Here is a 12,811-nt window from a genome sequence, read left to right on the forward strand (position 1 = left end):
AAAGCCTGGCCATGCTATCGAGCAAGACCGACCCGACGTCCTGAAGCAGCGTCATGAATGGTTCGAAGGCCAGATCGATCTGGAGCCTGTGCGTCTCGTATTCATCGATGAGACCTGGACCGCTACCAACATGACCCGCAGCCATGGCCGCTGCCTGAAGGGCGAGCGCTTGCGGATGGGCTTTCCTCACGGTCACCGCAAAACCACCACTCTGGTGGCGGGCCTGCGCATGACCGGCATGGCCGCGCCGATGGTGCTCGACGGCCCGATCAACGGGGACTGGTTCGAGGCCTATGTGTCCAAGGTGCTAGTGCCGGAGTTGCGGCCTGGCGACGTTGTGATCATGGACAACCTGTCTAGACATAAGCGCGCTTCGGTCCGTGACCGGATCGAGGCGGCGGGGGCAAGGTTGCGCTTCCTGCCGCCCTACAGCCCCGACTTCAATCCGATCGAAAAGGCCTTCTCCCGCCTCAAGGCCATGCTCCGCAAAATCGGTGAGCGAACCGTCGGCGGCCTGTGGGATCTCATCGGGAAGCTCGTCGACATCTTCCACCCCTCCGAATGCGCCAACTACTTCAGCTCTTGCGGATATGACCCGGAATGATCGAAAAACGCCCTAGGTAGTGTGGACTCTTGGGATTCACATTTGCACTGAAATCTGATTCAAGGTTACTTTTGGAGGTTGCCTTGGGTGTTCTGGATCGGCTGGTGCTCAGCGACGTGGCTTGGGCGCGGATGGCACCGTTTATTATCGGACGATCGGATCAGCGTGGCTCGACGGGCCGCGACAATCGGATGTTTGTTGAGGGCGTGCTATGGATTGTGCTCACCGGTTCTCCCTGGCGCGATCTTCCCGAGGTCTTTGGCGACTGGAACAGCGTGTTCCGCCGGTTCAGCAGGTGGAGCGCCAAGGGGGTCTGGTGGCGCATGTTCGATGCGATGTCCGATGACCCGGACTTCGAGTATCTGATCGTCGACTCAACCGTCGTTCGCGCCCACCAACACGCGGCGGGTGCCAAAAAGGGGGCCTGAAGATCAGGCCCTTGGTCGGTCACGAGGTGGGCTGAGCACCAAGATCCACATGGCGGTTAGAGGCTTGGGCTGTCCGGTCCGGCTTGCCCTTACCGGCGGCCACTGCGGCGATGCTCCCCAGGCAGGTGCATTGATCGAGGAACTGCCCGCGCAGGTCGTGATGGCCGACACGGCGTACGACGCCGATCACCTCCGCCAAGCCATCGCCGCCAAGGGCGCTGTCGCCGTCATCCCCAACACTCCGTCGCGCACGTTCAAATACCCGCTAGACAAGCATCTCTACGCCCAGCGCCACCTCGTCGAATGCTGCTTCTCGCGTCTCAAGCAGTTCAGGCGCGTCGCCACCCGCTTCGAAAAGACCGCTCGCAACTATCTCGCCGTCGTCACCATCGCCGCCATCGTCCTTTGGTTGCGATAAATGTCCACAGAAACTAAGGCGTCTGCAAGGTCTGGCGCCAGATGCCGCGTGGAAAAACACGCCATTGCCTGCCGCGCGGTGGAGCGGAGGATGCGTGATCTCGGCTTCGCAAGGGCGATCCGTGGCAAGCCGGCACGCACCACGACCAGTGACAAGGCGGCACCCTACCGGCTGAGTCACGTGTACCGCCGGTTCCATGGAACGGGACCCAACCAAACGTGAGTCTCGGGCTTGACCTATGTCTCGACCTTAGCCGGGTACGTTCATCTCGCGTTTGTGATGAAAGTCTACGCCCTCTAAATCACGCGCTGGTGGGGCAGCAGAACTGCGCGTGCCAGCTTGTACTCGATGCGTTGGAGTAGGTTTTGCACGATCGGCGGCCAGTTCTTCGCGGTGGGCTGATCCGTCACAGCGATCGCGAATGGCAAAATGTCTCGATCAAATAAACCAAGCGCCTTGCCGAGGCCGGCAGTGAGACATTGGCTGGCAGCGTCGGCGACAGCTATGACGATGCTTTGGCCGAAACGTTCAACGAACTTTAAAATGCCGAGGTGATATACAATGCTGAAGTGATACCCTGACCCGGACCGTGACAGTCCTTTGGAGCCGTCAAGTTTGCAACGCTCGAATGGGTCGACTGGTGCCAAAAACTCGAAAGATGCGGTATCATAAAAATGCAAAATTTTTTCGAGGGTATTCCCAATTGCATGCGTATTATAGGTATGATGAAAATAACCGTTCGATGAACCAGAAAATGGTTCGACACAGCTTCGGTATTGCGGTCGCGTCGCTTGGCGCGGCTTTTGTGTGGGCCGCACCGGCATCGGCACAAGATGGTACGCCGCCCACATCGCTGCACCAAGCCTACGAGCAAGCTGCCGCGCGATTGCCCGAAACCGCAGCCAGCCCCGAATTGCAGGCACAGGCAGACGCGCAGCGCCGTGCTGCGAGGGGGCCATTTGTTGGTCCCCCAGTTCTGCGCGGTGATGTTCTGACTCGATTTGACGGGCTTATTGAGCAGGAAGCCAGTATCTCAACGGCTCTAAAATGGCCGGGTGAAGCGCGGGCGGGGGTCAATGCTGCAACGCTCAGCGGTAATGCAGCACGTGCTGAACTTGCGGCCACGCAACTTGCTCTGGCGGGAAATATTCGCTCGGCATATTGGCGGCTCGCTGGAGCGCGCCGTGTGATTGATATTGAACAGCAACATGTCGCAACGGCACGAATAGAAGCAGAGCAAGTTCAGCGGCTGGTAGAGGCCGGAGTGCAGGCAAAGCGCGATCTGTTGGTCGCACAAGCCGATCTTGGCGCTGCATTGGGTAGGCTTTCTGCTGCGGAAAGTGATCTCGCCGATGCGCAGGCGGCCGTCGAGGCGCTTATCGGCAATGTCCCTGACAGCTTTGGGGATGAAGCCCTGTCTCCGAGCACCGACATCGAAGACCATCCTACACTCCTTGCCGCAGAAGCTAGAGCCAAGGCTGCCGAGGCGAGGGCTGGTTATGCACGTTTCAGCACGCGGCCGAGGGTCGAAGGCACAATTGGCGTGCGCCGTGAACGCAGTGATCCCCGTGGTTCTTACGCAGATGCACTGCTTGTCGGTCTCGCAGTTCCGCTAGGTCGCGATTCGCGTGCGGTTGCGGACGCGGCGGGCACGCGTGCCGAGGCTTTGTCCGCTGCCGCTGACGCGGCCCGCGTTCGGACGCGCTTAATGGCAGATCAACGTGCCGCCTTGGCGCTTCTTACGGTAGCAGAGCGGGCGCTTGTTGAAGCCGAAGCGCGGGAGTCTGGTCTGCGCGAGGCCCTCGCGCTGACCGAACGCGGCCAAGAGGAAGGTGAAATTGGCTACATAGAATTTCTGCGTGCGCGGCAGGCATTGTTCGACGCAGAACGTGATTTAGTTGCTGCACATGTTGCTAAGTCTGCCGCCGTTTCCAACGTCAACCAAGCTATGGGTGTATTGCCATGATTTTCAGGTCTTTCATGGCGACTATTGCTGCTGCAATACTGCTGTCCACGCCGTCAGCGTCATACGCGCACGGCGATGAAGATCATGACGCTGCTGCCGTTGCCTCAGCACCTACAGGGGCAAAGCCGCGGATTGAGGCCCGCACAGCAACGATTGAACTTGTCGCGGCGGTCAACGCCGACGACATGACGATCTGGATCGACGGCTGGGCAGACAATGCACCGATAACCAATGCCAATGTGAACGTGACAATTGATGGCAAAAGCCAACCCGCGAAATTAGCGGGGGGCGTATATACAGTGTCCGACGCTAAACTGGAAACCGCAGGCGCACATCAAGTGGCGTTTCTCATTACGCGCGCAGGGGCTGTTGAATCGCTTTCGGCTGAACTCAATGTGCCTGACGTCGACGCGGCGACCGCCAGTGGTGGTTGGACATATTGGCTGGCTGTGGCGGGTATAGCAGTGCTGGCTGTTATCGGCTTGATCTTTTGGCGCTCGCGCAAGACGGGTGCCGCGATTGGTGTGTTGGCGCTTGGGTTATTGCTGTTACAGCCTCGCCCTATTCAGGCGCATGGCGACGAGGATCACAGCGCGGCCGCCACCACGCCCGTCACAACAGCCCCAGGCGGAGGAGGCGATACAGCCGCCCGGCTTCCTGATGGCGGCGTTTTTGCGCCCAAGGGTGTTCAGCGGATTATCGGTCTGCGCACAATTGTCGCAGTGGATGGGGTTACAACACCGACAGCCAATCTAACTGGCCAGATTATCGCAGATCCGCGTCGTGGTGGGTTGGTGCAAAGTGCCACAGGGGGGCGGGTCACTGCGGGCACCTCGGGGATTGCAGTCATCGGACAATCGGTGCGTGCCGGACAGATATTGGCGATCATTGAGCCGCCGCTTCAAGCGATCGACCGCGCTTCGCTATCACGCGAACTGGGCGATCTCGATCAACAAATAGCACTCGCTTCCAATCGTGCGGCACGGCTCCGACGGCTTGAAGGCGTGGTGCCGCGCCGTGAAATTGAAGAGGCTGCGATTACGCTGCGCGGCCTGCAATCGCGACGGGCTGGACTCGGCCAAGCGACGTCAGCACGCGAAGTGCTGCGTGCTCCTATCAGCGGCGTTATTTCGGTAAGCGGCGTTCGCGTTGGCCAAGTTGTTGCGGCGCAAACGACTCTGTTCGAGATTGTCGATCCTTCACGCCTGTATGTGGAAGCCAATTTGTTCGACCGACGCCCTATAGCCGCAGGCGCGAGCGCGGTCGGCAAGACGAGTGACGGCGCTACGTTTGATCTGGTATTCGAAGGCGCGGGCCTTGCGGACCGGGGCCGGGCGGCACAAGGACTGTTCCGCATTGTGGGGGCGCCGCCACGTTTGCGCATTGACGAGAGCGTCACACTTGCGGCACCGCTGGGCGAACCCGTCGCCGGGGTGATCGTGCCGCGTGCGTCGTTGATAAGTGGCTCTAACGGTTTAACCTCGGTTTTCGTCAAGACGCGCGCTGAAACCTTCGCCCTGCGCAACGTAACAACCGCGCCGGTTGACGCTGGACATGTCGCGATATTAGCGGGGGTCAAGGCTGAAGAACGTGTGGTGACAAATGGAGCAACTTTGCTCGGTCAGGTTCGCTAGGTATGTTTGACGCCATTGTCGCCTTTTCACTGCGCAACCGGATACTCGTTCTGTTTGCCGCCGTGGCGCTTATCGCGATGGGATTATTGTCGGCAAGTCGGCTGCCAGTTGACGTTCTGCCTAACCTTAATCGTCCGGTCGTAACGATACTGACTGAGTCGCCGGGTCTCGCTCCGCCTGAAGTCGAAACGCTGGTAACTCGCCCGATTGAAACATCAATGAGCGGCGTCCCTGGTGTTGAGCGTGTGCGCTCGGTTTCGGGGATCGGACTGTCGGTCGTCTATGTCGAATTTGACTGGAGCGAAGATGTCTTTCGAGCGCGCCAGCAAGTCGCAGAACGACTGACGCTCGTTCGCGAACAGATCCCGCCGAGCACGGTACCCCAGATGGGACCGGTTACGTCGATTATGGGCGAAATCATGCTCGTTGCGATTCCTTATGGTAAAGCCAGTCCGATGGAAGCGCGCGAAATTGCAGACTTCCAGATACGGCCTCGCTTGCTGACAATCCCTGGTGTTGCACAAGTTATTCCGATTGGCGGCGAGGTGCGGCAATATAGGGTCTCGCCCGATCCGGCGGCAATGGCGGCACTTGGCATAACGCTTGATCAGATTGACCGGCAATTGCGCGAATTCGGTACCAACAGCGGTGGCGGGTTCGTAGATCAGTTTCAAAAGGAATATCTGATCCGGGGTGTTGCGCAGTCGACACGGATCGAAGATCTGCGCGCGTTGGTTGTTGGCGAAAATGCCAATGGCCCGGTCAGACTTTCGCAAGTTGCCTCGGCTGGTTTTGCAGCCGGTTTCCGGCGGGGCGATGCAGGTTATAATGGCGCGCCAGCGGTGGTTATCGCAGTCCAGAAGCAGCCGACAGCAGATACGATCGCAGTAACAACCCAAGTGGAGACTGCCTTAAGGGAAATAACTGCAACGCTACCGGACGGCATTACGGCTGACAAGGTGCAGTTCCGTCAAGCAGATTTCATCGAAACATCGATCGGCACACTCCAAAAAGTGTTGATCGAAGCGGCGATCGTTGTGGCGGTCGTGCTTTTCCTGTTCCTTCTTAATTCCCGCACGACTGCAATCTCACTAATATCCCTGCCGATATCGATATTAATCACGGCGATCGTTTTTTCCATTTTCGATTTGTCGATAAATACGATGACACTTGGCGGTCTGGCTATCGCGATTGGAGAATTGGTCGATGATGCTGTCGTCGATGTAGAAAACGTCTTTCGCCGTCTGCGAGAGAATGCTGCATCGTCTGAACCGCAATCATCGCTTGTCGTCATCGCCCACGCGTCAGGTGAAGTTCGCTCGGGCATTGTTTATGCGACCGCGATCATCATCCTTGTCTTTCTGCCATTGTTCTTTCTTGGGGGGGTCGAAGGACGCCTGTTCGCGCCGTTAGGCCAGGCTTATATTGTGTCGATCCTCGCAAGCTTCGTCACTGCCGTGACGCTAACTCCAGTGCTTTGCTATTACCTCTTGCCAAAGTTTGCAGCCCTTCATGCCGAGAAGGAATCAGGCGTTGTCACGCGCCTTAAGAAACTGAATTCGTACGTTCTAGAGTGGGGCTTTGCGCGCGTTCGCGGCGTGCTAATTACCGCTATAATAGTCAGCCTATTGGCTATCAGCGGAGCGTTGTTGTTGCCACGCGCGTTCTTGCCAACGTTTAATGAAGGTAGCTTTGTTGTCGGTTTTCAACTTGAACCAGGCGTCTCGCTAGAAGCCTCAAGCCAGTTGGCGGCGACCGCCGAGAAACTATTGCTGCAAATACCGCAGGTCGAGAGCGTCAGTCGGCGGACCGGTCGTGCCGAGCTTGATGAACATGCTGAAGGCGTTCATTCAAGCGAAATCGATGTTGCGCTCAAACCCGACGCTGAGGACCGGACTGCGGTTGCTGAGGCAATCCGCAGTAAGCTCGCTGTGCTGCCCGGTTCGGTTTCAGTTGGAGCCCCGATTGGCCACCGGATCGACCACTTACTTTCGGGGGTGCAAGCGCAGATCGTTGTCAAGATATTCGCCGAAGATCTGGACGGTGCGCGCGGAAGCGCTGAACAGCTTCGTGCGGCAATATCCGACGTTCCCGGCATCGTCGATTTGCGAATTGAAAAACAGGTACGCGTGCCGCAGCTAGATCTGAGGATCGATTATGAGCGGGCGAGCAGTTACGGCATTACGCCAGCAGCAGTGTCCGACGCGATTGCGACGCTGTCGAACGGCAAAATTGTCAGCCGCGTGGTTGATGGACTTAAACGCTATGATGTGGTGTTGCGGCTTCCTGACGAAACCCGCACGACGGCGGCATTGGCCGATCTACTCATTGAAACGCCAAGAGGCCCTGTGCCCCTGCGGAATTTAGCGGAAATCATTGAAACCGATGGCCCCAACCAGATACTACGCGAAGGCGGAAAACGCCGGATCGTGGTTTCCGCGAATGCGGCACCAGGTGCCAATTTGGGTAGTATAGTGACCGCAATTGAGGCCGAAGCAGCCAAACTCAAATTACCAGCTGGCGGCTTTGTCCGCGTCGAGGGCCAGTTTGAGGCGCAGCGCGAAGCCGCATTGACGATCGGTGGCCTGTCACTCGTCTCCTTTGGCATGATTTTCATTCTGTTGTTCACCCGTTACCGTTCGGCCAAATTGGCACTGATAATCATGGCCGGGGTGCCGATGGCGCTCGTAGGATCGGTAATGGCGCTCGGTGTTGCCGGACTGCCGCTTTCAGTCGCCAGTATGGTCGGATTCGTTACACTTACCGGGATCGCATCGCGCAACGGTATTCTGAAGGTCAGCCATTATATCAACCTCGTTCTCCATGAGGGTGAAACATGGGGCGATAAACTTATAATTCGCGGCACGCTCGAACGGTTGACGCCCGTGTTAATGACAGCCCTGGCCGCAGGTCTCGCGCTCACGCCGCTACTTATCGGAGCTGACGAACCCGGCAAGGAAATCCTCCATCCCGTCGCCGTTACAATCTTTGGCGGGCTGTTGTCGGCGACGTTGCTCGATGCCTTGATCACGCCAATCCTGTTTCGCCTGTTTGGGCGCGCACCGCTCGAAAACATCATCGCGGAAGCCCGGCAATCGGGCAATTTGCAAGCCTATTGACCTAAGCAAAAGGATATCTCTCCATGAAAAAGGCATTGTTCCTGATCGCAGCCTCTGCCCTCGCGCTCTCTGGTTGCGGCGAAAAGAAGCATGATGACGGTCATACAGACGCCGATCATGCCGCAATCGCCGCCAAGGAAGGTGCTGGCGGCGATGAACACGCCGGAATGGATATGGGCGAAGGAAGCCATCATCACGGTGCAGCAACACTTAAAGTTGCGCTGGCTCCTGCCGGTCCGTTTACACCGGGCAATCCGCAATCAGTGGCGCTCACTTTAACCGACTTGAAGACCGGCGCGCCGATTGGCCCTGATCAACTGGCGCTCGCGCATACGAAGAAGCTGCACTTGCTGATTATTGATGAAAGCCTGACGGATTATCAGCATATCCATCCGGTGGCTGGCACGAAGTCGGGCGACTGGACGTTCAGTTTTACACCAAAATTTGGTCGCACATACCGCGTATGGGCGGACTCGACGCGCAAAGATGGCGATCAGGAATATGTTTTCGCCGACATGAATGCTGGACCCGAAAAAGCGCCGGCGCCCGACGCAAAGCCAGTGGCAACCGCAGAAATGGGAGGTCTCAAATTCGCGCTCTCGTTTGCGGGCCCCGTAAAAGCTGGTGAAGGGGTTATGGGTAGTGTCGCAATTGTCGATGCGAAATCGGGTCAGCCTTTCACTCAGCTTCAACCGATCATGGGAGCATTCGGGCACGTTGTGGCCTTTTCGCGCGATTGGGGCTCAATTGAACATGTCCACCCTCAGGGAACCGAACCCAAGACTGTCAGTGATCGTAGCGGGCCAATCGTTGGATTTCACATGGAACCGAAAAACAGTGGCGTCATGAAGATATTCGTCCAAATCATGGCAAATGGGCGCGAAATGATCGTGCCGTTCACCGTGAATGTATCTGCCTAAAGGAACGCAAACCAATATAGTTATTTTTGATATCAAATCCCGTCGATTGCATTAGATGCCGTAGGAGTAGTCCATACAAAGAAATATGGCAAATCAATGCTATATATTTGCAGGGTGCCGTAGATTCAATTGATTGCGTAATTGGGCAATCAACTTTATTTGCCAATTGTCGCAAAATCCAGCTATGAATGCGACAGGTTTGATTATGCGAACACGGTGCTATGCCACGTGAATACTCGACAAATTGCGGCTAGAATTTTCGACCGTGAATTTCCTTGGCTGGATAAAGAGGTTTAGCATGAAGTCATCGAAGGTCACGAACGCGAAGAATGCGCTCGTCATCAAGCAGGGCAAGGAGCGCACGCCGGTCGCTGAGGTCTGTCGCAAGGCGGGGATCAGCCACGCAACCGCTTTCAATTGAAAGATTAAATACGCTGAGTTGATGCCGTCTGAGATACGGCACCTGCGCGAGCTGCAATACGAGAATCGCCGACTGAAGCGGATCGAGGCTGACGTGACCCACTGATTTTCCACCACGAGCGACTAAAGTCTGACCTGAGGTGCACTGCTACCGAACCTTGGACCGCTCGGGTCTGGAGTTTTCCGCCTTGCTCAGGTCCGGTGGGCTGGTTTCACCGGCTGAGTTTGGCAGCATGATCGGGGGGGATATTCCCGACCGCGCAATGCGGTCGCTCTTCCTTATAGTGTCTACGCCACGCCTCCAGCTTTTCGCGAGCATCTTCCAGCGACAGGAACCAGTGCGCGTTCAGGCATTCGCCGCGCAGCTTGCTGTTGAACGCCTCGATGAACGCATTGTCTGTGGGCTTACTAGGGCGGGAGTGACGTGACCCCCAGCTTTCCCCCAGCTGGGATTAGAGCCAGGCGGTTGTTTTGCGCATCAGCGCGGTTGAAGCAATGGGCTGCGTAGCGGAGCCCGTAGGGCGGAGCGAAGCAGGCCATTGCTTATCCAATTCGGCGGCGAACGCCGCCGGGGTTGTGTAGCCAAGGGATGAGTGCGGTCTCTCCCGGTTGTAATCCTCGACCCAAGCAGCAATCTCGACCCGTGCATGGGTCATGCTGAGGAACAGGGTCTCGTTCAGCAGCTCATCGCGCATGCGGCCGTTAAAGCTCTCGACGTAGCCATTCTGCATCGGCTTGCCCGGAGCGATGTAATGCCACTCCACGCCGATCTGGCCGCACCATGCGAGCACGGCATTGCTGGTGAGCTCGGTGCCATTATCGCTGACGATCATGCCCGGCTTGCCGCGCTCGCTGATCAGCCGGGTCAGCTCGCGCACGACACGGTGCCCCGAGATCGAGGTATCCGGCACCGCAGCCAGGCACTCCCTGGTCACGTCATCGACGACGTTGAGCACCCGGAACCGTCTGCCAGAAGCGATCTGGTCATGAACAAAGTCCAGGCTCCAGCGCTGGTTCGGTAACGCCAGCACCGGTGCAGGCGCTCTGGTGCCCACAGCACGCTTGCGGCTGCGCCGCCGCCTCACTGCGAGACCTTCCTCACGATACAGCCGCTGGGTCTTCTTGCGGTTGATCATCACGCCCTCCCGGAGCAGCAGGATATGCAGGCGGCGGTAGCCGAACCGGCGTCGCTGGTTGGCCAACTCGCGCAGCTTCTCGCGCAGATCGCCATCATCGTCCCGTGTGGAACGATAGCGCATGCTCTTGCGATCGGCATCAATGACACGGCACGCCCGCCGCTCGCTCATCCCATGACATGTCTGAAGATGAGCAACAGCTTCCCGCTTGGCGGCGGGCGTCACCACTTTTTTGAAAGAAGATCCTTCAGTGCAGCCTGATCCAACATCGCATCGGCCAGCAGCCGCTTGAGCTTGGCGTTCTCGCTCTCGAGTTCCCTCAGACGCCGAGCTTCGGACACCTCCAGCCCGCCATACTTGGCCTTCCAGTTGTAGATCGTCGCTTCCGAAACCCCGTGCCGCCGGGCCAGATCAGCGGTCTTCGCGCCCGCCTCCGCCTCCTTCAGCACCCCGATAATCTGCTCTTCTGAAAACCTCACACGCTTCATCGTCTGTCCTTCCTTCAGGCCAGACTCTAATCGCTCGTGGAGGAAAATCAGGGGGTCACGTCAGGAGAGGTCCAGGATCACACCGCGCTGGTAAGCCCACATATCCATGTCCCGAGAGATAAGCTCGGTATCCGTCCGGTGAAGGCCGCGGTGTGATGCTGGTCGGCGCGTAGGCCGGTTTATGCGGCAATCGCTATGGTGCTCAGCGCCCAGTTCCAAGGCAGCAGCTGATCGAGCTTGGTGGCGGGATGATCGGCGATGCGCGCGAGGACATCGGCGAGCCAGGCCTGCGGATCGACATGGTTGAGCTTTGCGGTCTGGATCAGCGTGTAGATGACGGCCGCGCGCTGGCCGCCGCGATCCGAGCCGCAGAACAGCCATGCCTTGCGACCGAGCGGGATGCAGCGAAGCGCGCGCTCGGCGGCATTGTTGGTGAGGCAGATGCGGCCATCGTCGAGGAAGCGGGTGAACGCGTCCCAGCGCTTGAGCATGTAGAAGCAGGCCTTGGTGAGGTCATGGCCGCGCGACAGCTTGCCGACTTGCTCGGTGAGCCAGGCGTGCAGCTCTGCCATCAGCGGCACGCTGAGTTCCTGACGGACCGCGAGCCGCTCGGCGGGGCTCTTGCCATTGATGGCGCGCTCGATATCGAACAGGGCGTCGAGACGCTGCACGGCTTCGAGCGCGATCGGATAGATCATGGCGGCGCGCTGGCCACGGCTCTTCTTGCGGGCCGAGCTTAGGACATCGGCCAGCTCGAAGAACTTGCGCCGGGCATGGGCAAAGCAGCCCGCCTCGAGCACGGGACCGGGGTCGCGTCCTTCGCGATAGAGGTCGTTATAGCCGCCATAGGCATCGGCTTGCAGAATGCCGGACCATGCTGCGAGATGAGCTTGCGGATGCTCGCCGCGCCGATCGCGCGAGTAGTGGAACAGGGCAGCTGGCGGATCGGTGCCCGCAAAGGGCCGATCGTCGCGGACGTAGACCCATAATCGTGCGGTATCGGTCTTCACCTTGGCCATGACCGGCACGGTCGTATCGTCGCTGTGGATGCGGGTTGCAGCCAGAACATGCGCCTCGATCATCTTATAGATCGGCATCAGCGCGTGGGCCGCAGCCCCGACCTGATCAGCCAAGGTCGAGAGACTGAGCGGCACGCCTTCTCGGGCGAACCGCTCGGCTTGACGGTTGAGCGGTTGGTGCTGCCCGTACTTCTCGAACAGGAGCATAGCGAGGAAGCTGGGGCCGGCCCATCCACGCGGAACTACGTGGAACGGTGCCGGGGCCTGCGCGATCTTCTCGCAGTCACGGCACGAGAACTTCTCGCGGACCGTCTGGATCACCTTCCACGAGCGCGGGATGACCTCGAGCGTCTCGGTGACGTCTTCGCCGAGCCTGGACAGCCGGTCTCCGCCGCAGGCCGGGCAGGAACAGGGTGCAGGCACCACGACACGCTCGCGCGGCAGATGCTCGGGAAACGGCTTCCTTGCCGGGCGCTTGCGCTCGAAGGCGGTGACCGTGGTGGTCTTGGCTGCCGCTTCCTCAGCGATCAGATCGTCCTCTGCGGCATCGGCCTCGAGCTCTTCGAGTTGCAGCTCCATCTGGTCGAGTAGGCGGCGGCTGCGCTCGGCGCTGGGGCCATACTGCTCGCGCTTCAGCTTGGCGATCTGCAGCTTGAGGT

9 protein-coding genes and 2 pseudogenes are annotated in these 12,811 nt (G+C 58.7%); 7 read left to right on the top strand and 4 right to left on the bottom strand.

Annotated elements, in window-relative coordinates; genetic code table 11:
• Both AX708_RS15365 and AX708_RS20060 read left to right on the top strand, forming a co-directional pair.
• The coding region (locus AX708_RS15365) for an IS630 family transposase (RefSeq protein WP_156454585.1) at positions 1-604 on the top strand (604 nt) is incomplete at its 5' end.
• A gap of 83 nt (positions 605-687) precedes the next feature.
• A protein-coding gene (locus tag AX708_RS20060) for an IS5 family transposase (RefSeq protein ID WP_155645024.1) occupies positions 688-1,450 on the top strand; the annotation gives its coding sequence in 2 pieces (ribosomal slippage) (positions 688-1,029 and positions 1,031-1,450; 762 coding nt in all).
• A gap of 296 nt (positions 1,451-1,746) precedes the next feature.
• On the opposite strand, the gene AX708_RS21395 is transcribed toward AX708_RS20060, so the two are convergent.
• Positions 1,747-2,130, bottom strand: coding sequence for a hypothetical protein (locus AX708_RS21395; RefSeq protein WP_066525892.1), 384 nt, complete (start codon positions 2,128-2,130; stop codon positions 1,747-1,749).
• Between AX708_RS21395 and AX708_RS20065 the strand changes: the two genes are divergently transcribed.
• From AX708_RS20065 to AX708_RS21185, 5 genes and pseudogenes are all read left to right on the top strand, one after another.
• A complete protein-coding gene (locus AX708_RS20065) occupies positions 2,109-3,416 on the top strand; it encodes a TolC family protein (RefSeq protein WP_197425883.1) in 1,308 nt (435 codons plus the stop codon). The genes AX708_RS21395 and AX708_RS20065 overlap by 22 nt on opposite strands.
• Before the next feature lie 14 nt (positions 3,417-3,430).
• Positions 3,431-5,050, top strand: a complete 1,620-nt coding sequence (locus tag AX708_RS20070) for an efflux RND transporter periplasmic adaptor subunit (RefSeq protein WP_067400307.1) — start codon at positions 3,431-3,433, stop codon at positions 5,048-5,050.
• Between the two features lie 2 nt (positions 5,051-5,052).
• Positions 5,053-8,169: an efflux RND transporter permease subunit gene (locus AX708_RS15390; protein WP_066525879.1), complete on the top strand. Its 3,117-nt coding sequence runs from the start codon at positions 5,053-5,055 to the stop codon at positions 8,167-8,169.
• Positions 8,170-8,192: 23 nt separating this feature from the next.
• Positions 8,193-9,089, top strand: coding sequence for a hypothetical protein (locus AX708_RS15400; RefSeq protein ID WP_067400304.1), 897 nt, complete (start codon positions 8,193-8,195; stop codon positions 9,087-9,089).
• Between the two features lie 298 nt (positions 9,090-9,387).
• A pseudogene (locus tag AX708_RS21185) lies at positions 9,388-9,606 on the top strand (transposase); the annotation flags it as partial.
• Positions 9,607-9,657: 51 nt separating this feature from the next.
• On the opposite strand, the pseudogene AX708_RS20075 reads toward AX708_RS21185, so the two are convergent.
• From AX708_RS20075 to AX708_RS15415, 3 genes and pseudogenes are all read right to left on the bottom strand, one after another.
• Positions 9,658-9,928, bottom strand: a pseudogene (locus AX708_RS20075) (transposase); the annotation flags it as partial.
• Positions 9,929-9,961: 33 nt separating this feature from the next.
• A protein-coding gene (locus tag AX708_RS15405) for an IS3 family transposase (protein ID WP_155645025.1) occupies positions 9,962-11,133 on the bottom strand; the annotation gives its coding sequence in 2 pieces (ribosomal slippage) (positions 9,962-10,881 and positions 10,881-11,133; 1,173 coding nt in all).
• A gap of 179 nt (positions 11,134-11,312) precedes the next feature.
• Positions 11,313-12,811: IS66 family transposase (locus AX708_RS15415; protein ID WP_067490387.1), on the bottom strand; the 1,499-nt coding region annotated here is incomplete at its 5' end.

Source organism: Erythrobacter sp. CCH5-A1 (genome assembly GCF_001557115.1).
GTDB lineage: Bacteria > Pseudomonadota > Alphaproteobacteria > Sphingomonadales > Sphingomonadaceae > Erythrobacter.

Excerpts from the sequence above, each read along its gene's own strand:
- AX708_RS15400 (WP_067400304.1), top strand. The coding sequence starts at position 8,193 with ATGAAAAAGGCATTGTTCCTGATCGCAGCCTCTGCCCTCGCGCTCTCT.
- AX708_RS15390 (WP_066525879.1), top strand. The coding sequence starts at position 5,053 with ATGTTTGACGCCATTGTCGCCTTTTCACTGCGCAACCGGATACTCGTT.
- AX708_RS20070 (WP_067400307.1), top strand. The coding sequence starts at position 3,431 with ATGGCGACTATTGCTGCTGCAATACTGCTGTCCACGCCGTCAGCGTCA.
- AX708_RS20065 (WP_197425883.1), top strand. The coding sequence starts at position 2,109 with ATGCGGTATCATAAAAATGCAAAATTTTTTCGAGGGTATTCCCAATTG.